General features: G+C 66.2%; 20 protein-coding genes. 9 read left to right on the top strand and 11 right to left on the bottom strand.

Annotated features, from left to right (window positions below; translation table 11 throughout):
- Positions 1 to 51: 51 nt before the first annotated feature.
- From carB to ACM9HJ_RS09495, 3 genes are all read left to right on the top strand, one after another.
- On the top strand, positions 52 to 3,336 hold the full coding sequence (gene carB / locus ACM9HJ_RS09485) for a carbamoyl-phosphate synthase large subunit (RefSeq protein WP_416571475.1): 3,285 nt from the start codon (positions 52 to 54) through the stop codon (positions 3,334 to 3,336).
- An 82-nt stretch (positions 3,337 to 3,418) separates the two neighbouring features.
- Complete coding sequence (gene greA / locus ACM9HJ_RS09490) at positions 3,419 to 3,892, top strand: transcription elongation factor GreA (protein ID WP_416571476.1); 474 nt, start codon at positions 3,419 to 3,421, stop codon at positions 3,890 to 3,892.
- A 183-nt stretch (positions 3,893 to 4,075) separates the two neighbouring features.
- Positions 4,076 to 4,522 carry a hypothetical protein gene (locus ACM9HJ_RS09495; protein WP_416571477.1) on the top strand — a complete coding sequence of 149 codons (447 nt, stop codon included), beginning with the start codon at positions 4,076 to 4,078 and terminating at the stop codon, positions 4,520 to 4,522.
- Between the two features lie 146 nt (positions 4,523 to 4,668).
- Here ACM9HJ_RS09495 and ACM9HJ_RS09500 read toward each other — a convergent pair whose 3' ends face one another.
- The gene (locus ACM9HJ_RS09500) at positions 4,669 to 5,328 is read right to left on the bottom strand and encodes a hypothetical protein (protein ID WP_416571478.1); all 660 of its coding nucleotides are present in this window, start codon (positions 5,326 to 5,328) and stop codon (positions 4,669 to 4,671) included.
- 288 nt (positions 5,329 to 5,616) lie between these two features.
- On the opposite strand from ACM9HJ_RS09500, the gene ACM9HJ_RS09505 reads away from it, so the two are divergent.
- The gene (locus tag ACM9HJ_RS09505; RefSeq protein ID WP_416571479.1) at positions 5,617 to 8,214 is read left to right on the top strand and encodes a type I secretion C-terminal target domain-containing protein; all 2,598 of its coding nucleotides are present in this window, start codon (positions 5,617 to 5,619) and stop codon (positions 8,212 to 8,214) included.
- A gap of 6 nt (positions 8,215 to 8,220) precedes the next feature.
- Entirely contained in the window at positions 8,221 to 9,549 is a 1,329-nt protein-coding gene (locus ACM9HJ_RS09510) for a calcium-binding protein (RefSeq protein WP_416571480.1), read from the top strand.
- On the opposite strand, the gene ACM9HJ_RS09515 is transcribed toward ACM9HJ_RS09510, so the two are convergent.
- From ACM9HJ_RS09515 to ACM9HJ_RS09535, 5 genes are all read right to left on the bottom strand, one after another.
- Positions 9,546 to 10,415, bottom strand: coding sequence for a DNA-3-methyladenine glycosylase family protein (locus ACM9HJ_RS09515; RefSeq protein WP_416571481.1), 870 nt, complete (start codon positions 10,413 to 10,415; stop codon positions 9,546 to 9,548). The genes ACM9HJ_RS09510 and ACM9HJ_RS09515 overlap by 4 nt on opposite strands.
- A 4-nt stretch (positions 10,416 to 10,419) precedes the next feature.
- Positions 10,420 to 11,115, bottom strand: coding sequence for an ABC transporter ATP-binding protein (locus ACM9HJ_RS09520; protein ID WP_416571482.1), 696 nt, complete (start codon positions 11,113 to 11,115; stop codon positions 10,420 to 10,422).
- 4 nt (positions 11,116 to 11,119) lie between these two features.
- On the bottom strand, positions 11,120 to 12,370 hold the full coding sequence (locus tag ACM9HJ_RS09525) for a lipoprotein-releasing ABC transporter permease subunit (RefSeq protein ID WP_416571483.1): 1,251 nt from the start codon (positions 12,368 to 12,370) through the stop codon (positions 11,120 to 11,122).
- Entirely contained in the window at positions 12,363 to 13,601 is a 1,239-nt protein-coding gene (locus tag ACM9HJ_RS09530; RefSeq protein WP_416571484.1) for a lipoprotein-releasing ABC transporter permease subunit, read from the bottom strand. Before ACM9HJ_RS09530 ends, ACM9HJ_RS09525 begins: the two co-directional genes overlap by 8 nt.
- 86 nt (positions 13,602 to 13,687) lie before the next feature.
- On the bottom strand, positions 13,688 to 14,359 hold the full coding sequence (locus ACM9HJ_RS09535) for a phytanoyl-CoA dioxygenase family protein (protein WP_416571485.1): 672 nt from the start codon (positions 14,357 to 14,359) through the stop codon (positions 13,688 to 13,690).
- A 69-nt stretch (positions 14,360 to 14,428) separates the two neighbouring features.
- Here ACM9HJ_RS09535 and ACM9HJ_RS09540 point away from each other — a divergent pair, with 69 nt between their 5' ends.
- On the top strand, positions 14,429 to 15,040 hold the full coding sequence (locus ACM9HJ_RS09540; protein ID WP_416571486.1) for a DNA-3-methyladenine glycosylase I: 612 nt from the start codon (positions 14,429 to 14,431) through the stop codon (positions 15,038 to 15,040).
- Positions 15,041 to 15,073: 33 nt separating this feature from the next.
- Here the strand turns inward: ACM9HJ_RS09540 and ACM9HJ_RS09545 are convergent, their stop codons facing one another.
- The 3 genes from ACM9HJ_RS09545 to proS form a co-directional block, all read right to left on the bottom strand.
- On the bottom strand, positions 15,074 to 15,367 hold the full coding sequence (locus ACM9HJ_RS09545; RefSeq protein WP_416571487.1) for a type II toxin-antitoxin system RelE/ParE family toxin: 294 nt from the start codon (positions 15,365 to 15,367) through the stop codon (positions 15,074 to 15,076).
- Entirely contained in the window at positions 15,367 to 15,576 is a 210-nt protein-coding gene (locus ACM9HJ_RS09550) for an addiction module protein (protein ID WP_416571488.1), read from the bottom strand. The genes ACM9HJ_RS09545 and ACM9HJ_RS09550 overlap by 1 nt, the downstream gene beginning before the upstream one ends.
- Before the next feature lie 117 nt (positions 15,577 to 15,693).
- Positions 15,694 to 16,998, bottom strand: a complete 1,305-nt coding sequence (gene proS, locus ACM9HJ_RS09555) for a proline--tRNA ligase (protein ID WP_416571489.1) — start codon at positions 16,996 to 16,998, stop codon at positions 15,694 to 15,696.
- Between the two features lie 166 nt (positions 16,999 to 17,164).
- Here proS and ACM9HJ_RS09560 point away from each other — a divergent pair, with 166 nt between their 5' ends.
- The 3 genes from ACM9HJ_RS09560 (at position 17,165) to ACM9HJ_RS09570 (ending at position 21,521) form a co-directional block, all read left to right on the top strand.
- The gene (locus tag ACM9HJ_RS09560; protein ID WP_416571490.1) at positions 17,165 to 18,262 is read left to right on the top strand and encodes a zinc-binding metallopeptidase family protein; all 1,098 of its coding nucleotides are present in this window, start codon (positions 17,165 to 17,167) and stop codon (positions 18,260 to 18,262) included.
- 42 nt (positions 18,263 to 18,304) lie between these two features.
- Positions 18,305 to 19,885 carry an exodeoxyribonuclease VII large subunit gene (gene xseA, locus ACM9HJ_RS09565; protein WP_416571491.1) on the top strand — a complete coding sequence of 527 codons (1,581 nt, stop codon included), beginning with the start codon at positions 18,305 to 18,307 and terminating at the stop codon, positions 19,883 to 19,885.
- Positions 19,886 to 19,964: 79 nt separating this feature from the next.
- The gene (locus tag ACM9HJ_RS09570) at positions 19,965 to 21,521 is read left to right on the top strand and encodes a diguanylate cyclase (protein ID WP_416571492.1); all 1,557 of its coding nucleotides are present in this window, start codon (positions 19,965 to 19,967) and stop codon (positions 21,519 to 21,521) included.
- A gap of 133 nt (positions 21,522 to 21,654) precedes the next feature.
- Here the strand turns inward: ACM9HJ_RS09570 and ACM9HJ_RS09575 are convergent, their stop codons facing one another.
- The gene (locus ACM9HJ_RS09575; protein WP_416571493.1) at positions 21,655 to 22,236 is read right to left on the bottom strand and encodes an RsmD family RNA methyltransferase; all 582 of its coding nucleotides are present in this window, start codon (positions 22,234 to 22,236) and stop codon (positions 21,655 to 21,657) included.
- Complete coding sequence (locus tag ACM9HJ_RS09580; protein ID WP_416571494.1) at positions 22,217 to 23,503, bottom strand: pseudouridine synthase; 1,287 nt, start codon at positions 23,501 to 23,503, stop codon at positions 22,217 to 22,219. Before ACM9HJ_RS09580 ends, ACM9HJ_RS09575 begins: the two co-directional genes overlap by 20 nt.
- Between the last annotated feature and the right edge of the window lie 22 nt (positions 23,504 to 23,525).

The following is a 23,525-nucleotide window of genomic DNA, read 5'->3' on the forward strand; positions in this document are numbered from 1 at the left end:
TGCCGCGACCATACTCGCCCTTCCCGCCCGAAAAAGACGGTCCGACTGATCATGCCGAAACGCTCCGACATCAAATCCATCTGCATCATCGGCGCGGGTCCGATCATCATCGGACAGGCCTGCGAATTCGACTATTCCGGCGTTCAGGCCTGCAAGGCGCTGAAGGAGGAAGGCTACCGGGTCGTCCTGGTGAATTCCAATCCGGCCACGATCATGACCGACCCCGGTCTGGCCGACGCCACCTATATCGAGCCGATCACGCCGGCCGTCGTCGCCAAGATCCTGGAGAAGGAGCGGCCCGACGCGCTGCTGCCCACCATGGGCGGCCAGACGGCGCTGAACACGGCACTGGCCTTGTTCCATGACGGCACGCTGGAGCGCCTGGGCATCGAGATGATCGGTGCGAAGGCCGACGTCATCGAGAAGGCCGAGGATCGGCTGAAGTTCCGCGACGCCATGGACAAGATCGGGCTGGAAAGCCCGCGCTCGCGCGTCGTGCGCAATTATGACGAGGCGCTGGACGCGCTGGCCGTGGTCGGCCTGCCCGCCATCATCCGCCCGTCCTTCACGCTGGCCGGCACCGGCGGCGGCATCGCCTTCAACCGCGCGGAGTTCGAGGACATCGTCCGCGGCGGTCTGCGCGCCAGCCCCGTGCATGAGGTGCTGATCGAGGAATCGGTGCTGGGCTGGAAAGAGTATGAGATGGAGGTTGTCCGCGACAGCAAGGACAATTGCATCATCATCTGCTCCATCGAGAATATCGATGCCATGGGCGTGCATACGGGCGACAGCATGACCGTCGCCCCTGCCCTGACGCTGACCGACAAAGAATACCAGATCATGCGCAATGCCAGCCTGACGGTGCTGCGCGAGATCGGCGTGGATACCGGCGGGTCGAACGTGCAGTTCGGCGTGCATCCGGAAACCGGCCGCATGGTCGTGATCGAGATGAACCCGCGCGTGTCACGTTCCTCAGCCCTGGCGTCCAAGGCCACCGGCTTCCCCATCGCCAAGATCGCCGCCAAGCTGGCCGTCGGCTACACGCTGGACGAGCTGGACAACGACATCACCGGCTCCACGCCCGCCAGCTTCGAGCCGACGATCGACTATGTCGTCACCAAGATCCCGCGCTTCGCGTTCGAGAAGTTCCCCGGCGCCGATAACACGCTGACCACGTCGATGAAGTCGGTCGGTGAAGTGATGGCCATCGGCCGCACCTTCGCGGAGAGCATGCAGAAGGCGCTGCGCGGCCTGGAAACCGGCCTGACCGGCTTTGACGAGATCGACCTGCGCGACGCCAACGGCAATCTGGACCAGGGCCGCCTGCGCCACATGCTGAGCCGCCCGACGCCGGATCGCCTGCTGATGGTGGCCCAGGCCATGCGCCATGGCTGGACCGTCGAGCAGATCTATGAAGAGTGCAAGTACGACCCCTGGTTCATGCGCCAGATCGAAGCCATCGTGAAAGAGGAGGAGGCCATCCGCGCCGCCGGCCTTACGAACTTGGACGCGCAGGCCATGGCCCGCATCAAGTCCATGGGCTTCAGCGATGCCCGCATCGCCACCCTGACCGGGCAGCCGGAGGCGGCCGTGTCGGCCCATCGCCGCGGACTGAACGTCCGCCCGGTGTTCAAGCGCATCGACACCTGTGCCGCCGAATTCGCCAGCCGCACGCCCTATATGTACTCCACGTACGAAGGCAACGGCCTGGAGCCGGCGGAGTGCGAGAGCGCGCCGACGGACAGGAAGAAGGTCGTCATCCTGGGCGGCGGTCCCAACCGCATCGGCCAGGGGATCGAGTTCGACTATTGCTGTGTCCATGCCGTCTATGCCCTGCAGGAAGCGGGCTATGAGACGATCATGGTCAACTGCAATCCGGAGACGGTTTCCACCGACTATGACACCGCCGATCGACTTTACTTCGAATCGCTGACGGCCGAGGACGTGATCGAGCTGGTGGAGAAGGAAAGCCAGAATGGCGAGGTCAAGGGCCTGATCGTGCAGTTCGGTGGCCAGACGCCGCTGAAGCTGGCCAAGGCCCTGGAAGAGGCGGGCCTGCCCATCCTGGGCACCACGCCGGACGCCATCGATCTGGCCGAGGATCGCGAGCGGTTCCAGCGGCTGCTGCACAAGCTGGAACTGCGCCAGCCGGCCAACGGTCTGGCCCGGTCGCTGGAAGAGGCCGTCGCGGTGGCCGAGAAGATCGGCTTCCCCGTGGTCATCCGCCCCTCATATGTGCTGGGCGGCCGCGCCATGGAGATCGTCCATGACATGGCCAATCTGCACCGCTACATCGCGACCGCGGTGAAGGTGTCGGGCAACAATCCGGTGCTGATCGACAGCTATCTCCAGAACGCCATCGAGGTGGATGTGGACGCCGTGGCCGACGCCACGGGCGAGGTCTATGTCGCCGGCATCATGGAGCATATCGAGGAAGCCGGTATCCATTCCGGTGACAGCGCCTGCGCCCTGCCCCCCTACACCCTGTCCAAGCCGGTCATTGACGAGCTGACGGTGCAGGCGGTGAAGCTGGCCAAGGGTCTGAACGTCGTCGGCCTGATGAACATCCAGTTCGCGGTCAAGCAGTCGGCGGACGGGTCGGGCGTCGGTGGTTACGACATCTACATCCTGGAAGTGAACCCGCGCGCCAGCCGCACGGTGCCCTTCGTGGCCAAGGCGACGGGCACACCCATCGCCAAGATCGCGGCCCGTGTCATGGCCGGGGAAACCCTGTCGCAGTTCAAGCTGTCCGGCCCCTTCCCGCCGCATACCGCGGTCAAGGAAGCCGTGTTCCCGTTCAACCGTTTCCCCGGCGTCGACCTGCTGCTGGGGCCGGAGATGCGCTCGACGGGCGAGGTCATGGGCCTGGACAAGAATTTCGCGCTGGCGTTCGCGAAGAGCCAGCTGGGTGCGGGCGTCACCCTGCCCAAGGAAGGCACCGTCTTCATCTCTGTGCGCGACAGCGACAAGGCGTCGATGATCCCGGTGGCCGCCAAGCTGGTGTCGCTGGGCTTCAAGGTCGTCGCCACGCGTGGCACCGCCAAGCTGCTGAACGACAATGGCGTGAAGGTTTCCCCGATCAACAAGGTGGTGGAAGGCCAGCCGCACATCGTCGATGCCATGATCAACGGCGACGTCCAGCTGATCTTCAACACGACCGAAGGGTCGCAGGCGGTTTCCGATAGCTTCAGCTTGCGCCGCACCGCGCTGACCAATAACATCCCCTACTACACCACGGTGGCCGGAGCCGAAGCGGCGGTTGAAGCCATTTCGGCGTTGAAGGTCGGCGGTCTGGACGTGGCCCCGCTCCAGTCTTACTTGAGCGGCTCTTACTAAGGACGGTCTGGTCGGCCGGGACGGGAGACCGTCCCGACAGGCTTATTTTGTTTCTGGGTTACCTTTACTGGGATAGGGCACGATGGAAAAAGTTCCCATGACGGCTCGGGGGTATAACCGGCTGCAGGATGAGTTGAAGCACCTGAAGAGCATTGAGCGTCCAGCGGTGATCAAGGCCATCGCGGAAGCCCGCGAGCATGGCGATCTGTCGGAAAATGCCGAGTACCATGCGGCGCGTGAGAAGCAGAGCTTCATCGAAGGCCGCGTGATGGAGCTGGAGGACAAGATCAGCCGCGCCGAGGTGATCGAGCCGACGAAGCTGTCCGGCAGCGCCGTGAAGTTCGGCGCCACCATCACCCTGGCGGATGAGGACACCGATGAAGAGGTGACCTATCAGATCGTCGGCCAGGATGAGAGCGACATCAAGCAGAGCTTGATCAGCATCACCAGCCCGCTGGCCCGCGCGCTGATCGGCAAGTCCGTCGGCGACAGCGTCGAGGTGACGACCCCCGGCGGCTCAAAGAGCTATGAGGTTGTGGGCATCGCCTTCAAGTAAGGCGCTTCCGGCACCTTATGCCAAGGCATCGAACCCGCCCGGCCCCGGCCGCGGCGGGTTTTGCTTTTCAGGCCGGGCAATGGTGGCACTACTTTCACGCGCTTATGGCCCATCACTTTTACATTGCATACGTGTATCGCGCCAAGCATCATGACGGCACCAAGGTTGATGCTCGGGGGTCCCATGCGTGCCGTTTTGCTGCTTCTGGCCGGCTTGGCACTGGCACCGGCAACCTTGGCCGGGGAAGTGACCGACGTGACGGCCGACAAGCCGGCCTGGCGTAAGGTGCCGCTGAAGCGCATTCCCACGGCGGATGAACTGGTGGCCCTGCGCATCGGCATCCGCGAGGAAAGTTTCTACGGCACCCGCCATATCATCGTCGATGTGCCCACCGGCCCGGCCTTCGTGGCGCAGATCATGATCGATCCCAAGGCGCCGCCGCCGGCGGAAAACGGCATCCTGTGGTTCGACGGGGCCGTGCCGTCCCATGCCTTCAACAGCACCCATCCCGACCTGAAACTGCGCTTCCTGATGGATGAGGGCTGCAAGCCCGGACAGGCTGTGCCCGCCGGGCGCGGCCCGCTTCAGGTGACGGAGGTGAGGGCCGAGCTGGCGTCGCTCAGCCCTTGAACGTGTGCCCTCAGGCGCCGGGCGCCGCCATCCGGCGGCTTGGCTTACGCGACCATGGGGTCGCGGGCCGGCGGTCGCCGGCCTGTGGTTTTGTTCCCTCAGGCGCCGGGCGCCGCCATCCGGCGGCCTGACTCATGCCGCCGGCCTCAGCCGACCACCTGCCAGGAACCGTCCGGCTGCTGGCAGGCCGTGCCATAGGCATCCTCCGTCCGGCCACCGATGGTCACCCGCTGCTGGAATTCGCGGCAATAGGCGCCCTGGGGCGTGCGCCCCTCGCGCAGGCTGGTGACGGTGCCGGTGGCCTGCCCGTCGGACCAGATGATGGGCTGGCCGATCGGCGCCGTGGTGGCACGGATCTGCGCATCCTCATGCGCGCGCTGCTGCGTCTCGTTCAGCGAATTCAGCGCCAGCAGGGTGATGGCCGTCAGGCCCAGAAAGGCCAGCGCGTCATTGTCACGGCGGTAATGGCCGTAGCCGCCATACCAGTGGCCATAGGGCCGGACGACCACCACGTCGCGATAGACCCGGCGGCGGGCCGGCGGCACATCCCAGTGCCGGACCGGGTAGCCACCCCGGTCGTACCAGCCCGGCGGCGGGGAGCCGTAGCGGTAGTCGGGACCGTGCCCACGGTCATCCCAGCGGTCGCGATCCCGGCCCCTGTCGCGATCATTGTCACGGCCCCGATCACGGTCATCATGCCGGCCATGGCCGTCCCGGTCCCGATCGCCCGCCATGGCCGGTGGCACGCCCAGGGAAAGGGCCAGAACAGCCGCCACCGCCAGTTTGCCAACATCACGCAAAGCCATGATCGCCTCATCACCAACAAGCATGTTCCGAATTGGAACATCGTTCATATTGGGAAGCTGCGCCCGGCCCGCGGCGAATTTATGGCAGCGCATCCGATATCCCTGTCCTTTCCCGCAAGCCCCAACAACAGCCGGATGGTCCAGTGCGACCGGGACTTGGCACAAGGTTACTGAGTCACTCCCTACCCCTTCCGACCACCCCCACACTCCCGAATTGTATTCGCCAATTCTTATTATCGCCCTTATGGTTTCCATGGGGGCGCCGGATTGGAATGCAAGGGTGGAGAGATGGCGACGGGACAGGTCCTGACGGGTACCAATGGCGATGATACGCTGACGGGCGGCGCTGATGATGACACGATCACCGGACTGGACGGCAATGACGTCCTGTCCGGTGGGGCCGGGAGTGACAGTCTGGTCGGCGGTGCCGGCAACGATATTCTGTCGGCAGGCATCGGTTCTTCACAGACGTTAGGGCTCGGCTTCGACACGGTCGATGGCGGTGATGGCAACGACCAGATATCCGCCAACAACTTCACCCTGATCACGGCAGGGACGGGCGACGACCTGATCACCCTGGCGGGTGGCAACAACACGGTCCGCGGTGGAGCCGGCAACGACACCGTCAATAGTGCCACTGGTACGAATTGGATCTATGGTGAGGATGGCAACGACGTTCTGACCGTCGCCGGCGGCACTGGCAGCAACCCCGTCAGCGGCGGTAGCGGCCAGGATCGGTTCGTGATCATCCCGAACGCCACCGGTTCCGGTTCCAGCCCCTGGCAGGTGACCATCTCGGACTTCACCGCCGGTGCCAATGGCGACATCATGGACCTCACCGCCATTTTGCCAACCCTGATCGGGCTGCGCGGCAGTGATCCGTTCGGGACCCATCTCTGGGTCGAGCCGGTCCCGGGCGGCGGCACCCTGATCACCATGGACCGCGATGCAGCCGGGCTTCAATATCGTGATTTTTATGATGAATTTTATGGCAGGGAGACGCTGGTCGTTCTCAATGGCGTCTTCGCCAATGATCTCGTGGCCGCGAACTTCGCCGGCGGCATGGTGCCGACACGCGAGGTGAACCGCGCCGACGGCACCCAGACAGGCACGGCGGCATCGGAAACGCTGGCCGGCGGCTGGGGCAATGACACGATCAACGGGGCCGGTGGCAACGACTACATCACCGACGGGGTCGGCAATAACTCCCTGTCGGGTGGCGACGGCAATGACACCATCAGTGCGGGCACCGGCAGCGATACGCTGCTGGGCGGGGCCGGGGACGATTGGCTTTTTGGTGGCAGCAGCATCAATAACGGCCTGGACCAGTTGTCCGGCGGCGATGGCAATGATCGGTTGGAAGGCAACGGCACCCTGGATGGTGGTGAGGGGGACGATACGCTGAATGGTGGCGGCCTGCTGCTGGGGGGCAATGGCAATGACACGCTGAACAGTGTCGGCCAGAGCACGGTGCGCGGCGGGGCCGGCAACGACACGATAACGGGTGGCGGCGGTGGCCAGTTCTTCGGCGAGGCCGGGGACGACATCATCACCGCAGGTGGCGCCAGTGTGGATGGCGGCGACGGCAATGACGTCCTGCAGGTCAGTTCGGGCCAGATGACCGGCGGCGGCGGTGCCGACCGTTTCGTGCTGGACGGCGTGACCCGGCCCTATTCCGGCTCCTTGCAATATTACGGCGTCGCCACCACCACCATCACGGATTTCAGCGCCGCGCAGGGCGACAAGATCGACCTGGACCGCATCATCCACACGATTTACGGATTTGAAGGCGGCAATCCGTTCGGCCGTTACCTCCGGCTGGAACAGGACGGGGCGGATACGCTGATCACGCTCGACCCCGATGCGGGTGGCCTGTCCTGGAACAATGCGGACCGGGGCCTGCTGGCCCGGCTGAAGAATGTCCAGGCCAGCAGCCTGACCAGCAATGATTTCGTGCAGGGCTACGACCTGTCGATCCTGGCGCAGTACCAGCCCCAGACCGTGAACGGCGGCGATGGCAACGACATCGTGCGCGGCGGGTTGGGTGAGGACAGCCTGATCGGCGGAAAGGGTGCCGACCTGCTGATCGGCGGGGATGGCAACGACATCTTGCAGGGCGGGGATGGTATCGATGCCGCCTATTTCACCGCACCGCCGGGCAATGCCTTCGTCATCAGCTACAGCCAGGGGACGGATGCCAGCGGCAATGTCACTTTCCGGGTCTGGGATCATCGGATTGCGGGCGAAGGTATCGATATGCTCCACGGGGTGGAGATCGGCATCTTCGACGATATCATCCTGCCCCTGATCGCGCCGACGGGCCGGTCGGCCGTCCGTCCCTATGATCACGCGCAGTTCGATGATGCCGCCTATCTGGCGATGAATCCCGATGTGGCCAACGCCGTCGCCAATGGCATCTTCAAGAATGGGGAGGCGCATTTCCTGGCCTTCGGGCAAAGGGAACAGCGCGCCTCCCCCGCCCTGGCCAATGGTACGCTGGTGCTGTTTGACAGCAAATATTATCTGCTGGCCAATCCGGATGTGGCCCGCGCCGTTCGCGACGGGGTGATCACCGATGCCTGGACCCATTACAAGCAATGGGGCGCCCGGGAAGGGCGCGACCCGAACATCCTGTTCGACACCGACTGGTATCTGGCCAGCAATCCCGACGTGGCCGCGGCCGTGGCCGCGGGCCATACGGACGCCCTGACCCATTTCGCGCAATATGGCTGGAAGGAAGGGCGCGACCCGTCACGCTGGTTCGATATCAGCGCCTATCAGCAGAACCATGGGGCCACGATCCCCCAGGGCATGAACCCGCTGCTGCATTATCTGAACGATGGTTATCCGTTAAATCTTCCCCTGACCTGGACGGAGATGGGATGAGCCACCATGGCCGCGGGACTGGTGATCACTGGCACTGACGGTAACGACAGTCTGACGGGCACCGCCGGCGATGACACGATCGCCGGCCGGGCTGGTGTCGACCGCCTGTCTGGTGGGCCTGGCAACGACACGCTTGGCTCCGACGGTGCCGGCTCCCTGCTGCTGGGGGAGGATGGCAACGACACGCTGGTCGCCATGGCCCCCGCCACGCTGGAAGGCGGGGTCGGTGATGACTGGTTGCAGGCCGGGGCCGGCCTGATGATCGGCGGGGCCGGCCGGGACGATTTCACCCTGCGCGGGGTGGTGCCGGGCAGTGGCGGCCTGCAGGTCAACGCCGTCACCATCGCCGATTTCGATATCGCCGGTGGGGATGTCATCGGCCTGATGCCGGCGCTGCGGCAATTGCGGGGGTTCGAGGGGGGAAACCCCTTCGGTCGCTGGTTCCGGCTGGTTCAAGACGGGGCCGATACCCTGCTGCTCGTCGACCCGGATGGTACGATGCTGTCCGGCGACGTCCCCTTCTCCGTCCTGGCACGGCTGAGCAATGTCCGGGCAGACAGCCTGACCGTCGATGATTTCGAACAGGGTTACGACCCGTCGGTGCTGTCGCAGTACCGGCCACAAACCATCACCGGCGGCAGCGGCAATGACCGGCTGGTCGGCGGACGGGGCAACGATCTGCTGACCGGGGGTGACGGGTCGGACCTGCTGATCGGTGGGGATGGCGATGATGTGCTGTATGGCGGCACTGGCATCGATGCCGCCCTGTACCGTTTCGCGCTGGATGTCTGGGTGTTCGCCCACTCATCCGGGTCACAGGTCAGCATCACCGACACTTACGCCACAGGTGATGGAAGGGATCAACTGCATGGGGTGGAGATCGGCATCTTCGATGGCCGGGTCGTGCCGCTGCTGGCTCCCTCATCTCTCTCCTGGAACCACCCCCATGATGGCGCCTTCATCCTGTTCGATGCCAGCTTCTATCTGTCCCAGAATCCCGACGTCGCCACCGCCATCGACCAGGGCATCATCGCCGATGCCTGGAGCCATTATGTCCGCTTCGGTGCCGGCGAAGGGCGCGACCCGAATGTGCTGTTCGATACCGACTGGTATCTGGCACAGAACCCGGATGTTGCTGCCGCCCGCATCGACGCCCTGGCCCATTACGCGCAATTCGGCTGGAAGGAAGGGCGCAACCCGTCACGCTGGTTCGACGGGGACGCCTATCTGGCCGCATATCCGGACGTGGCGGATGCTGGCATGAACCCGCTGCTGCATTATCTGGGCTATGGCTATCACGAAGAAAGGGTGCTGACCTGGACGGAGGCGGGTTAGGTCCAGCCCGCCCAGAGATGCGCCGTCGCCAGGCTGCGCCAGGGGGCGAAGGGACGCATCAGCGCCTCCTGCTCTGCAATGGTCGGCCGGCGGTCCAGCCCGTGGAAATGCTGCAACGCCGCCGCCAGCCCGGCATCGCCGATGGGCGCCACATCGGGAAAGGCGCAGGCGCGCAGCAGCACATAGGCCCGCGTCCAGGGCCCGATACCCTTGATCCCGGTCATCGCCGCCTCGGCAGTCGCCGCATCACCCTCCGGCAGCGCCTCGAAATCCACGCCGGCCGATGCGGCGTTGATCAGGTAGGCGGCCTTGGAACAGGAGAATTTCAGTGTGCCCAGCAGACCCGGATCCAGGGCGGCGATGCCGGCCGGCGTGGGGTGCGCCTTCATGCCCGACGGATGGTCGATGCCCGCCAGCTCGATCAATGTCCGACGCAACTGGCCCGCGAAGCGCAGGTTCACCTGCTGCCCGACAATGGCCCAGCACATGGCCTCGAACACGCTGGCCGTCTGGGCCAGACGCAGGCCGGGGCCACAGCGCGACAGCAGCCGCGCCACCCCAGGATCATCCTCCGCCAATGCCTCCAACCCCGACACGTCGCCCGACACGCCCAGCATGCGGGAAGCCGCCGCCTGCAGCCGCGCCGCCTCGAAATCCGTGACATCACCCGGATCAGCGGTCAGGGCGGCGTGGGTGTCGTGCAGGGTGATGTCCAGACGGATGGCCCGGCCGGCGGGTGCCAGCAGCTTGGTGATGGTGCGGTCCACAACCCGTTCCGACAGCCCGTCCGGGTCGCGGCCATGATAGGAGAGCACCCAGTCCGCGCGGTATCCGGCGGGCAGCTTGATGTCGGGCAGGCTGGCCATGGGATCAGCCCCCCACCAGCACGCCGTCGCGCATCTCCACGATCCGGTCCATGCGCCGCGCCAGATCCAGATTGTGGGTGGCGACCAGGGCACCAAGCTTTGCGCCCCCTGGCCCCTGCCCCCGCACCAGATCGGCGAACAGGGCGAACACATTCTCCGCCGTGTGCATGTCCAGGTTGCCCGTCGGCTCGTCCGCGATCAGCAGGCGCGGGCGGTTGGCCAGCGCGCGGGCAATGGCCACGCGCTGCTGCTCCCCCCCCGACAGCTTGGCCGGGCGGTGGCCGGCGCGGGCCGACAGGCCGACCAGACCCAGCAGTTCCCGCGCCCGGTCGCGCGCCTTGGCCCGCGGCACGCCGGCCAGCATCTGCGGGATGGTGATATTCTCCTCCGCCGTGAATTCCGGCAGCAGGTGATGGAACTGATAGACGAAGCCGATCTTGTCGCGCCGGATGGCGGTGCGTTCCTTGTCGGACAGGCCGTCAGCCTTCACACCCGCGATCTCTATCCCGCCCTTGTCGGCCGGCTCCAGCAATCCGGCGATATGCAGCAGGGTGGATTTGCCGGCGCCGCTGGGCCCCACCAGGGCCACCATCTCGCCTGCGCGGATGGCAGCATCGACGCCGCGCAGCACATGCAGGGGGCTTTCCACCTGGGTGAAGGACCGGTGGATGCCGGTCAGGCGCAGGACGGTATCGGCCATGGGATCACTCGTATCGAAGGGCTTCGACGGGGTCCAGCTTCGCCGCCCGCCAGGAGGGATAGAGCGTGGCCAGCAGCGACAAAGCCACCGAGGCCAGACCCACCTGTGCCACCTGCCACGGATCGGTGAAGGAGGGCAAGGAGGACAGGAAATAGATGTCCGAATTGAACGGATCGACACCCGTCGCCGCCTTCACCAGCTGGCGCAGCTGTTCCATATGGCCCGACAGAACGACACCCAGGATCAGCCCGGCCGCCGTGCCCGCCATACCGATGGAGGCACCCGACATCAGGAAGATGCGCAGGATGGTACCCCGCCCGGCCCCCATGGTGCGCAGGATGGCGATCTCCCGCCCCTTGTCCTGCACCATCATGATCATGCCGGAAATGATGTTGAAGGCGGCGACCACGACGATCATGCCCAGGATCAGCGACACGACATTGCGCTGGGTTTCGATGAAGCCGAAGAAGGCGCCATTCACCTGCTGCCAGTCGCGCACGAACAGGCTGCCCGGCAGGCGCTGGGCCACGTCGGACACGTGCAGCGGCGCCAGGGCCGGATCAGCGAAATTCACCTCGATGGCGGTGACATTATCCTCCACCTCGAAGAATTCCTGCGCGGTAGCCAGGTCCATCAGCACCAGGGTATTGTCGAATTCCGACACGCCCAGCGCCACGATGCCGGACACGGTGAAGGCGCGCGACCGAGGCGATCCGCCCTGGCCGTCCACCTTGGGCGACAGGATGGTCACGCGGTCGCCGACCTTGATATGGCCCTGTTCCGCCATGCGCTTGCCGATGGCAATGCCGTCGCCCTCAGCCAGCGTACCGTCCACCAGCGACCCGGCGAAGGCCGGGCGGGACGCCATGTCGGCGGGGCGCAGCGCCTTGACCAGCACGCCGCCCGCGAACTCGCGATGGGAGAGCAGCCCCTGCGCATCCAGGCTGGGCATTACGCTGACCACACCGGGCACGGTGCGCACCCCATCCATCAGCGTATTGGACGCCGGGAACGGCCCCGACCCGCCGATGGCCACGACATGCCCCTGGAAGCCCAGCACACGGGCCAACAGGTCGCGCTGGAATCCGTTGAAGACGGAGAGCGAGATGATCAGCGTCGCCACGCCCAGCGCGATGCCCAGGAAGGAGAAACCGGCAATGACGGAGATGAACCCCTCCTGCCGGCGTGCGCCCAGGTAGCGGAAGGCGATCCAGCGTTCCAGCACGCCGAACATGCGGGATTTGGCATCAGCCATGGCGCAGCGCCTCCACCGGGTCCATCGCCGCCGCCCGGCGTGCGGGGTAAATCGTGACCCCTACCGACAGGAACAGGCCCAGCGCCACCACCAAAGCCACCTCCGCCCAATCAATGATGGCGGGCAATGTGGTCAGGAACAGCAGCATCTGCGACCCGCCCACGCCGGGTATCCGGCCCAGCGCATAGCCGATGGCCTGCACATTCTCCGTCAGCACCCAGCCCAGCAGGAACCCGATCAGCGTGCCCATGGCCCCGATGGAGGCGCCGGCCAGCAGGAAGATGCGCGACACAGACCCCCGCTCCGCCCCCATGGTGCGCAATATGGCGATGCTGGCCGCCTTGCCGCGCACCAGCATGACCATGGAGGAGACGATGTTGAAGCTGGCCACCAGGATGATCAGGGTCAGCACGATGAACATCGCCACCCGCTCCACCCCCAGCGCCGTCACCAGCCCCTGGTTGGACTGGCGCCAGTCGGTGACCTTGAAACCGGGGCCGGCGGCAGCGGCCAAGGAGGCGTGCAGCGCCGGCAGGTCATGCGGGTTCTTCACGAACACGTCGATGCCACTGACGCCCGCCCCCAAGCGGAAGAAGGCCTGGGCGGCCGGCAGCGGCATATAGAGCAGGCTGGCATCCTGTTCGGGCATGCGCAGATCGACCACGGCATAGACCGGGAATTCCTTGCGCCGGAGCATGGTGCCGAAGGCGGTGACGGTGCCCTTGGGGCTGATCAGCGTGACATTGCCGCCGGCGGAGATGCCCAGCGAGCGGGACAGGTTGAAGCCCAGCGCCACGCCATCCTCGCCCAGGTCGGACAGGCCGCGGATGACGCTGCGCCCCACGATGGGACGTGCCTGGAAATCGGCAACCGTCAGCCCCCGCACCTTCACGCCGACCGCCCTGCCATTGACCGTGGCCAGCGCCTGGCCCTCCACCACCGGCATGGCCTGTACCACACCGGGAGCGGTGCGCAGCCGCTCCAGCAGCGGGGCATAATCGGCCAGGGGGCCGTTCGTGGCGGTGACGCTGGCATGGGCGGAAACGCCCTGGATGCGGGATACCAGTTCAGCCCGGAAGCCGTTCATCACCGACATGACGATGATCAAGGTCGCCACGCCCAGCGCCACCCCGATGAAGGAGAAGCCGGCGATCACCGACACCGTCCCCTCCTGCCGCCGTGCCCGCAGGTAACGGAAGGCGACCATGCGTTCAAGGGCTGTGAAGATCATCGGGGCTTTCGGGCGAAGGACGGGAGGGCTTGTGATCTAGCTTTGCTTATAGGCGGAATTGGGGCGGCGGCGGTAGGGTGATGTCGTCAAATTCCCAACCATTCCAGCCCACCCGGTAGCGCCGCTGCCGCGTAATCCACATGCAGTACCCGCCGCCGACCGGTCTGCACCGCAGGTGCAGACGCATGCAGGATCAAGGTGGCGTAGGCCCAGGCATCCCCCGCCGCCGCGAGCGATGTGGCCGTGCCGCAACGTGCCACGGCCTGCGCTACCTCCCTCTCCGGAACCATACCCAGGCGATGGGAGCCGGGCGCGTAGAGCAGCGGGGCATTGCCCTCATCCACCGGGTCCAGATGCAGGCGGATGGTCACCATTCCTGCCAGCACCGACACCGGCGGCGCGACATGGTGGATGCCATCCTTGACCGACCAGGGCCCAAAGCCCGGCACGTCGCGCCGTTCCCTGACGGCGATCACCCGGTCCTGATGCCAGCCCACGGTCCAGTTGCGTGCGGCCGACTTGTCGAACAGCAATGCCCGCACCGGCATGGCACCCGGCCGGATCAGGTCCGCTGCCAACCGACCGACCCTACCCTGCGGCCCGAGAAGGTCGTGCAACGGCTCAACACCCCGCAACCGCAGGCCGGGCCTGTCCAGCGACACGGGAGCCAGCGCCGTGCGCAGCGCATCCAGGGCGGGCACATCAATCAATCGGGGAACATGCAGGGCACCCTCGGCGGGGATTCCAGTCAAAGCCACTCCTGTTCCCCTTCCATCACCCGACATCATCCTGGCACCATGCCCATATTCTGTGGAAGGAAGCACCGCATGGACAAGACCCTGCCCGGCCCCGATGGTCGCCCCCGCTGCCGCTGGTGCGCCTCGGCCCCGGAATTCCCGCATTACCATGACACGGAATGGGGTTTCCCCGTCGCCGACGACCGCCGCCTGTTCGAGAAACTATGCCTGGAAGGGTTCCAGTCGGGCCTGTCCTGGCGCACCATCCTGGCCAAGCGCGAGAATTTCCGGGCGGCTTTCCACGGGTTCGATATCGACGCCGTCGCCGCCTTCGGTGAAGGCGACGTCGAACGGCTGTTGCTAGATGCCGGCATCGTCCGCCATCGCGGCAAGATCGAAGCCGCGATCAACAATGCAAGACGCGCCCGGGAACTGATCGCCACGGAAGGTTCCTTGGCCGCCTATGTCTGGGGCCATGAACCGGCGGCGGGAGAGGCCGGCCCGCCGCAGACGGCCTCCACCTCCCCCACTTCGCTGAAACTGTCCAAGGACCTGCTGAAACGCGGTTGGAAATTCGTCGGCCCGACCACGATCTTCGCCTTCATGCAGGCCATGGGGCTGGTCAACGACCATGCCGAGGGCTGCGTGATCCGGGAGGAGGCCGCGAAGGCGCGGGAAGCGTTCAGGGTGCCCAGCCTGTGAAGCGGCTTGAACGATCAGGCAATGGCTGATCCGTCACAGACGGGCTTGCCAAACCGCAGGGTCACGTCGTTCATGCAACAAGGCGATAACAACAATCAGGTCGGCATCAACGCGAAAATAGAGACAGTACGGAAATCGCTGCATCCGTGCGACCCGGATATATGCCATCCGTTCCTGGTATATCTGCGGCATGCTGACAATTCGGTCTTGAAGCTGCCGCAACTGGCTCAGAAATGGCTGCACCATCCCCGATGCTTGGCTTTGATACCAATCGGCAGCGGCCAGGATATCTTCCTGCGCCAGAGGTGTGACAATCAACGTCGACATTATCCGAAGCGCTGCCGCAGTGTACGGTCGAATTCCTCCCAAGAGATGCTGTTGGCGATATCAACATCCAGGGTTATCAACCGCCGCTCCAACTCCTCCCGATGCCCATCCGGCAGCGGCAGGTCGGCGGGGTCCAGGCTGTCGACCAGACGTTCGATCAGGTCGATCTTCTCTTCCGTTGTCAGCTTGTCGATGGCGATGGCCGTCATGGCGCGCGCTCCTTTGAAACCCGATGATCCTGGCACCGGCATGGGACCCTGTCGAGGGTACAAACAAAAAGGGGCGGCACCATGGCCACCCCTTTGCACTCAAAGCCGCCGAAAGCCTCAGGCCATGACCTTGGCCAGCGCTTCCTCCAGCCCCAGTTCCAGCTTCTCGCCCGTGGCGCGGCGCTTCAGTTCCACCGTGCCGGCCTTCAGGCCGCGGGGGCCGATAGTCAGCTGCCAGGGAATGCCGATCAGGTCCATGTCGGCGAACTTGGCACCCGGCCGCTCGTTGCGGTCGTCATAGATCGTCTCCACGCCGGCCGCGTTCAGGCGGGCATAGAGATCGTCGCAGGTGGTGCGGCAGCCCTCGTCGTCGGCCTTCAGGTTGATCAGGGCCACCTTGAAGGGTGCGACCTGGTCCGGCCAGATGATACCGGCATCGTCATGGCTGGCCTCGATCAAGGCTGCCACGACGCGGGACACGCCGATACCGTAGGACCCCATCTCCACCGTCACCGGCTGCCCGTCGGGACCCGTCACCACCGCACCCATGGGCGCGGAGTACTTGGTGCCGAAATAGAAGATGTGCCCGACCTCGATCCCGCGCGCGGTCTCCAGATCGGCCGGCGCCTTGGCCGGATCGTGCATCTCCTCCGTCGCGGCATAGATGCTGGTGTACTTGGCGAAGAAATCCTTCAGGTCGCTATTGGCGTCGGGATTGTCGGCCAGCACGTCCATGTCCAGCCAGGCCTTGTCGCAGAACACCTGGCTCTCGCCCGTTTCCGCCAGGATGATGAATTCATGGGACAGGTCGCCGCCGATGGGGCCGGTATCGGCGCGCATCGGGATGGCCTTGATGCCCATGCGGGCGAAGGTGCGCAGGTACGCCAGGAACATCCGGCGATAGGACAGGCGGGCACCCTCCGCATCCAGATCGAAGGAGTAATTGTCCTTCATCAGGAATTCGCGACCGCGCATCACGCCGAAACGAGGGCGCACCTCATCCCGGAACTTCCACTGGATATGGTACAGGTTGCGCGGCAGGTCTTTGTAGGACTTCACGAAGGTCTTGAAGATGTCGGTGATCATCTCCTCGTTCGTGGGGCCGAACAGCATCTCGCGGTCATGGCGGTCGGTGATGCGCAGCATCTCCTTGCCATAGGCCTCGTACCGGCCCGACTGCTTCCACAGCTCCGCCGACTGGATGGTCGGCATCAGCAGTTCCTGCGCGCCGGCGCGGTCCTGCTCCTCGCGCACGATCTGCGACACCTTCTGCAGGACCTTCCAGCCCAGCGGCAGCCAGGCATAGATGCCGGCCGAGGTCTGGCGGATCATGCCGGCCCGCAACATCAGGCGATGGCTGACGATCTGCGCCTCCGACGGCGTTTCCTTCAGCGTGGGCAGGAAGTAGCTGGACATACGCATGGGGAGCGAACTCACAGGGTCTGGGGTGACGATTTGTGCCGCGACTTTATGGGCTGGCGCGGCCGGGGGCAAGGCGGGAGAGTGCCGGGCCGGAATGTGGGATATGCCGGAACCGGTCCGGCGCCGGTGGCGTTGCCGGTACAGCCCTTGCCAAGGACCCATCCCCATGAAGCTGTTCCAGTGCCAATGCTGCGCCCAGGCGCTGCATTTCGAAAACACCAGTTGCCTGCGCTGCGGCCGTTCCGTCGGCTATCTGGCGCAAGCCGACCGCATGGCGGCGGTGGAGGCGGACGGCGCCTGCTGGCTGGTGCCGGGCCCGGAGGGGGCGGCACCCGATGGCGCACGCTGGCGCTTCTGCCGCAACTGGGAGCTGAGTGCCTGCAATTGGATGGTGCCCGTCGCCGACGGGGATGATCCGGATGCCGCCGCCGCCTTCTGCCCCGCCTGCCGGCATAACCGCACGGTCCCGGACCTGACGGATCCGGTCCGCCATGCGCAATGGCAGAAGATCGAAGCCGCCAAGCGCCGGCTGGTCTACACGATCCACCGCCTGGGCCTGCCCCATCCGGCCCCCGGCGACGGCCATCCCGAACCGCTGGTCTTCGACTTCCTGGCCGACGACCCGGATGCCGGGGAACGGGTGACCACCGGCCATGACAGCGGCGTGGTGACCATCGCCCTGAAGGAAGCCGACGACGCGGCGCGCGAGAAGACCCGCCTGGAAATGGGCGAGGCCTATCGCACCCTGCTGGGGCATTTCCGCCATGAGGTCGGGCATTATTACTGGGACCTGCTGGCCCGCGACACCGATGCCCTGGCGCCCTTCCGCACCCTGTTCGGCGACGAGCGGCAGGATTACGGCCAAGCCCTGGACCGGCATTACCGGGAAGGGCCACCACCGGGCTGGCAGGATTCCTACGTCTCCGCCTATGCCACCATGCATCCATGGGAGGATTGGGCCGAAACCTGGGCGCATTACCTGCACATGGTCGACACGCTGGAAAGTGCCGGTGCTCTGGGCATGCGGGTCGAGCCGGCGGTGGATGAGGAAGGGGAACTTTCCGCCGCCGTCGATTTCGATCCCTATCGTGTGCGCCGGGCCGAAAGGCTGCTATCGGCCTGGGTACCCTTGACCGTGGCGCTGAACACGCTGAACCGGTCCATGGGCATGGCCGACCTGTACCCCTTCGCCCTGACCGACCCGGTACAGCGCAAGCTGGGCTTCATCCACGATCTGGTGCGGGGCGCCATCGGCAAGGGCTGAGCCATTGCCGATACTCGCCACCACACCTATGATCCCCCCATCATGAGCGATTTCTTCTCCGATCCCGCCCCCGCCCGCCCCGGCACCAACCTGCCCGAACAGACGGTCAGCGATCTGGCCCGCTCCGTGAAGCGCACGGTGGAGGATGCCTTCGGCTATGTCCGCGTGCGCGGCGAGATCAGCCAGCCCAAGCGCCATACCTCGGGCCATATCTATCTGCGGCTGAAGGATGATGCGGCGGTGATCGAGGCCGTGTGCTGGAAGGGCACCGCCGCCCGCCTGTCCATCCGGCCGGAGGAAGGGATGGAGGTGGTCTGCACCGGCAAGCTGACGACATATCCCGGCCGTTCACAGTACCAGCTTATCATCGACAGCATGGAACTGGCGGGCGAAGGTGCCTTGCTGAAGATGCTGGAGGAGCGCAAGCGGCGGCTGGCGGCGGAAGGGCTGTTCAATCCGGAGCGCAAGAAGCCCCTGCCCTTCCTGCCCCGCACCATCGGCGTCGTCACCAGCCCCACGGGGGCGGTCATCCGTGACATCCTGCACCGGCTGGCCGACCGGTTTCCCCGCCATGTCCTGCTCTGGCCCGTGGCCGTGCAGGGCGAAGGGGCGGCAAGCCAAGTAGCCCGCGCCATCCAGGGATTCAACAGCCTGGAACCCGGTGGCAGGGTGCCGCGCCCCGATCTGATCATCGTGGCACGCGGTGGCGGCAGCCTGGAGGACCTGATGGCCTTCAACGAGGAGATCGTGGTGCGGGCAGCGGCCGACAGCCGCATCCCCCTGATCTCCGCCGTGGGGCATGAGACCGACACGACCCTGATCGACTTCGCGTCGGACCGGCGCGCCCCCACCCCCACGGCCGCGGCCGAGATGGCGGTACCCGTGCGGGCGGAATTGCTGAGCCAGGTGCTGGATGACGAACATCGGCTGCACCGGGCCATGACCCGCGCCCTGGACCAGCGCCGCACCTATGTGCAGGGCCTGGCCCGCGGCCTGGGCGATCCGCGAAGCCTGCTGGATGGCTTGGTACAGCGTCTGGACGACCGGGGCGAACGGCTGGTCCTGTGCATGCGCACAGGCATTGAGCGGCGGGGCACTGCCGTGCGCCAGCTGGGCCTGAAGCTGCGCCACCCGCGTGAGGTGCTGCATCTGGCCGCCACGCGGCTGGACGGGGCGTCGCGGGCCCTTCGCACCGGCCTGGAAAGCTCCATCCGCCTGTCGGAGGGCCGTTACCACCGCATCGCCGACCGGCTGTCCGACCGGGCCTTGCGGCGCGCCATGGCGGAGGGTGGCAACCGCCTGTCCGATCTGCCTGCCCGCCTGGAACGCGCCCATCTGGCCGCACTTTCGGCCCACGGCGACCGGCTGGCGCAACTGGGCCGGCTGCTGGAGAGCGTGTCCTATCGCGGCGTGCTGTCACGCGGATTCGCCCTGGTCACCGATGCGCAGGGCCACCCGGTGACGCGTGCGGGCGATCTGACGGACGGACAGCAGGTGGCCATCGCCTTCCAGGATGGCCACCGTTCCGCCGTGATCGGCGACGCCGGGGCGGCACCACCCACCGCCAGGCCGGCACGCCCCGCCCGCAAGACGACCCAGCCCCCGCAAGGTAGCCTGTTCTAACGACATACCCCGGCACCCTATCCACTGGGATTAGTGTGCCGCACTGCGACAGCAAGCATCGCACTGTATGCTTGCAAGCATGAGTGACCCGTTCTCCACCTTGCCGGCCCAGGACGCCTTGTCGGTTTCACGCCTTCGACGGAATGCCGTGGAATGGCTGGGATTGCCGCTGGGCGTGGTGATGGCGCTGGCCCTGGCGCTGATCATCGCCCTGCAATTGGTCAATGACCGGGACAATACCAGGGCGCAGGCGCAGGAAGCCGCCGTCAACCTGTCCAGCGCCATCGCCCGCGACATTTCCCGGCATGTCGACCTGTTCCGCTTCGTGCTGTCGTCGCTGCGCGATACGGTGACATCCGATGCGTTCGACCGTATCCCCGCCGACCTGCGCGACACCGTCCTGTTCTCCCACACCGCGGCACCCAAGGCGCTGGGGGTGCTGTTCGTCACGGACGAGAACGGTATCATAACCGCCGAATCCGGCCAGAATGGCATCAGGGGGAAAAGCCGGGCCTGGCGTCCGTACTTCGCTTACCACCGCCAGAACGACGACCCGGCCCTGCTGATCAGCGGGCCGGTGGCATCGGCCACGTCGGGGGACCCCATCATCGTTCTGTCCATGCGGCTGAACAATCCCGACGGGTCGTTCAAGGGCGTGGTCGTGGCCTCCATGCTGCTCACCTATTTCGACGGGCTGATGGCCGACCTGACGCTGGAGGAAGGGGCGAGCCTGACCCTGCTGCTGGACCAGGGCGTGGTGGTCTCCCGCAAGCCCACGGACCCCGAGGCAGTGGGCCGTGACCTGCGGCGCGATCCGCTTGTTGCCGCCACCGCCGGATCGCCGCTCGCCATCTATGAGGCGCCGGATACCCTGTCTGGTGACCGACTGGTGGTCTCCACCGCCGTGGAGGGCTCCAGCGTGCGGGTCCAGATGGCGCAGTCGCTGGACACGATCCTTGCGCATTGGCGGGCCAAGGCCTGGACCATCGGCATCACCACCGCCGTGCTGATCGCCGGCATCATCAGCCTGATCGTGCTGTTCTACCGCGAATCCGGGCGCCGCGCCCGGGCGCAGGCAGCGCTGGCCCAGGCCAACACCACGCTGGAACGCATGGCCACCACCGACCCGCTGACCGGCATCCCCAACCGCCGCATGTTCGAGGAGACCCTGCGGCGGGAGGAGGACAGGGCGGCGCGCACCCCGCATGAGGCCGCCGTTCTGATGATCGATATCGACCTGTTCAAATCGTTCAACGACACCTATGGCCATGGTGCCGGCGACGCCACGCTGCGTTCGGTCGCCCATGCGGCCAGACGGGCCGTGACGCGGGGCGGTGATCTGGTGGCCCGCATCGGGGGCGAGGAATTCGCCGTACTGCTGACGGAAACCGACCTGTCGGGCGCGCGCGCCGTGGCCGACCACATCCGCGCCGGCGTGGCCGCTCTGGGCATCCGCCATACCGGCAGCCCGCACGGCCATGTCACCGTCTCCATCGGCCTGGCCGCATCGGCCGGAAACAGCGAGGTGCTGAACCTGGACGAGACGCTGGACCGTGCCGACCAGGCGCTCTACATCGCCAAGAAGGCCGGGCGCGACCGGGTGGAGGTCGCGTCACCCACCATGGTTGCGGCGTGAATCAACCCAGATGCCGCCGGCCATAATATGGCCGGTGGTACGGCGGCGACCGCCGCCGCGCCGCACGTGCGGCGTAGCCAAGCCAGCAGATGCTGGCGCCGGCGATTGAGGGGCAGGAAAGATTGACCGAAGGTCAAGATTTCATGCCACTGGTATGATAGCGCAGGAAATGGATGCGGGCCTGTGAATAGTCGCGCGCATCCAGAGCCGTGAACCCCTCGGGCGTCGTGAAGGCATCATCCGCCCCCACCTCCACGATGACCAGCGCGCCGGGTGCCAGCCAGCCAGCCCGCGACAGGCCGGTCAGGGCCGGCGGCGACAGATTCTGGCCATAGGGCGGGTCCAGAAAGGCCAACCGGGCGGCGAAGGGGGCTGCCGGTGGTTTGGCGGCGTCCCCCAGGATGAAGCGGCAATTCGCCCCCTCCCCCAGCATCTCCGCATTGCGCCGCGCGATATCCAGCGATGACCGCGCCCTGTCCAGGAAGGCGGCGCGGGCGGCACCATGCGACAGCGCCTCCAGCGCCAAGGCACCCGTACCGCAGAACGCGTCCAGCACGTCCGCACCTTCCAGCACATCCGACCCATCGCCCATCCAGTCGCCATGGGACAGGATGTTGAACAGGGACTGGCGGGTGCGGTCACTGGTGGGGCGCACGTCGCGACCCGTCGGGGCCTCCAGCTGCCGGCCGCGATGCCTACCGGCGACGATCCGCACGCGGGGCTCCCTTGGGCAGCGGCTTGTTGCCTGCCGGCTTGGCCGGAGCGGCGGCAGCAGCCGGCGGACGCTTGGGAGCCGTCTTGGCCGAACGGCGCGCGGGCGCGTCATCGTCGGGGATGTCCGCACCGGACAGGGCGCGGTCCAGCTTGGCCACGGCGCGCCGCGCACTCTCGCTCAACTGGTCACCGGCGCCACGGCGGGCGGCCTTGGGCATTTCCGATTCCACGCGGGTCGCCGGAGCCGGCTTCTTCGGCGCGGTGCTGGCAGCGGCCTTGCGCGCACCACCCATCAGGCGTTCCACGCTGTCGCGGGCCTTGGCGGCGGACGGCTTGGCTTTGCCCTTGGTGGCGCTGGACGGCGCCGATGCCGCCATGGCCTTGGGCAGGCGGTCATAGCGCATGCGCGGAACGGCACCCGGCTTGGCGGAAGCTTCCGTCGCCGGCTCCACCGCGTCGGCGGGGAAGAAGTCGGGCATCTGGTCGCGCAGGACGCGGCGCGGCACTTCCTCCACCGCCCCGCGCTCCAGCTTGCCCAGTTGGAACGGGCCGTAAGCGACGCGGATCAGGCGGCTGACGGGCAGGCCCAGCCATTCGAAGACACGACGGATCTCGCGGTTCTTGCCCTCGCGCAGACCCACGGTCAGCCAGGAATTATAACCGACGGTGCGGTCGATCACGGTTTCGATGGGGCCATAGGCCAGACCGTCGACGACGATACCGTCGGCCAGCTTGCGCATCGTCTCCGGCGTCGGAACCCCGTGCACACGGATGCGGTACCGGCGCAGCCAGCCCGTCGATGGCAGTTCCAGGTGACGGGCCAGCGCCCCGTCATTGGTCAGCAGCAGCAGCCCTTCCGACGACAGGTCCAGCCGGCCGACGGAGATGACGCGCGGCATGGTGGGCGGCAGATGGTCGAACACCGTGGCCCGGCCCTTCTCGTCACGCGCCGTCGTCACCAGCCCTTCCGGCTTGTGGTAGCGCCAGAGACGGGTCGGTTCCGGTTCGCCGACATTCTGGCCATCCACCTGGATGCGGTCACCGTCGCGCACCAGGAAGGCTGCGCTTTCCAGGGTCACGCCGTTGACGCGCACGCGGCCATCGGCGATCCATCGCTCGGCATCGCGGCGGGAGCAGATGCCGGCGCGGGCGAGTCGCTTGGCGATGCGTTCACCCCCGGCGGGCGCGGGGGCGTCATCACTATCGGTTTCGTCGGCAACGGCATTGACCGCCACCTGACGCAAAGGGTCGTATGAATTCTGGGACATGGGCGCGGAGATTACGCGCGAA

This window comes from Niveispirillum sp. KHB5.9 (assembly GCF_048066115.1).
Lineage (GTDB): Bacteria > Pseudomonadota > Alphaproteobacteria > Azospirillales > Azospirillaceae > Niveispirillum.

Coding starts and splice junctions, on each gene's coding strand:
- carB (WP_416571475.1), top strand. CDS start 52: ATGCCGAAACGCTCCGACATCAAATCCATCTGCATCATCGGCGCGGGT.
- ACM9HJ_RS09580 (WP_416571494.1), bottom strand. CDS start 23,503: ATGTCCCAGAATTCATACGACCCTTTGCGTCAGGTGGCGGTCAATGCC.
- xseA (WP_416571491.1), top strand. CDS start 18,305: ATGAGCGATTTCTTCTCCGATCCCGCCCCCGCCCGCCCCGGCACCAAC.
- ACM9HJ_RS09495 (WP_416571477.1), top strand. CDS start 4,076: ATGCGTGCCGTTTTGCTGCTTCTGGCCGGCTTGGCACTGGCACCGGCA.
- ACM9HJ_RS09560 (WP_416571490.1), top strand. CDS start 17,165: ATGAAGCTGTTCCAGTGCCAATGCTGCGCCCAGGCGCTGCATTTCGAA.
- ACM9HJ_RS09550 (WP_416571488.1), bottom strand. CDS start 15,576: ATGACGGCCATCGCCATCGACAAGCTGACAACGGAAGAGAAGATCGAC.
- ACM9HJ_RS09520 (WP_416571482.1), bottom strand. CDS start 11,115: ATGGCCGATACCGTCCTGCGCCTGACCGGCATCCACCGGTCCTTCACC.
- ACM9HJ_RS09570 (WP_416571492.1), top strand. CDS start 19,965: ATGAGTGACCCGTTCTCCACCTTGCCGGCCCAGGACGCCTTGTCGGTT.
- ACM9HJ_RS09510 (WP_416571480.1), top strand. CDS start 8,221: ATGGCCGCGGGACTGGTGATCACTGGCACTGACGGTAACGACAGTCTG.
- ACM9HJ_RS09540 (WP_416571486.1), top strand. CDS start 14,429: ATGGACAAGACCCTGCCCGGCCCCGATGGTCGCCCCCGCTGCCGCTGG.
- ACM9HJ_RS09515 (WP_416571481.1), bottom strand. CDS start 10,415: ATGGCCAGCCTGCCCGACATCAAGCTGCCCGCCGGATACCGCGCGGAC.
- greA (WP_416571476.1), top strand. CDS start 3,419: ATGGAAAAAGTTCCCATGACGGCTCGGGGGTATAACCGGCTGCAGGAT.
- ACM9HJ_RS09545 (WP_416571487.1), bottom strand. CDS start 15,367: ATGTCGACGTTGATTGTCACACCTCTGGCGCAGGAAGATATCCTGGCC.
- ACM9HJ_RS09525 (WP_416571483.1), bottom strand. CDS start 12,370: ATGGCTGATGCCAAATCCCGCATGTTCGGCGTGCTGGAACGCTGGATC.
- ACM9HJ_RS09500 (WP_416571478.1), bottom strand. CDS start 5,328: ATGGCTTTGCGTGATGTTGGCAAACTGGCGGTGGCGGCTGTTCTGGCC.
- proS (WP_416571489.1), bottom strand. CDS start 16,998: ATGCGTATGTCCAGCTACTTCCTGCCCACGCTGAAGGAAACGCCGTCG.
- ACM9HJ_RS09505 (WP_416571479.1), top strand. CDS start 5,617: ATGGCGACGGGACAGGTCCTGACGGGTACCAATGGCGATGATACGCTG.
- ACM9HJ_RS09530 (WP_416571484.1), bottom strand. CDS start 13,601: ATGATCTTCACAGCCCTTGAACGCATGGTCGCCTTCCGTTACCTGCGG.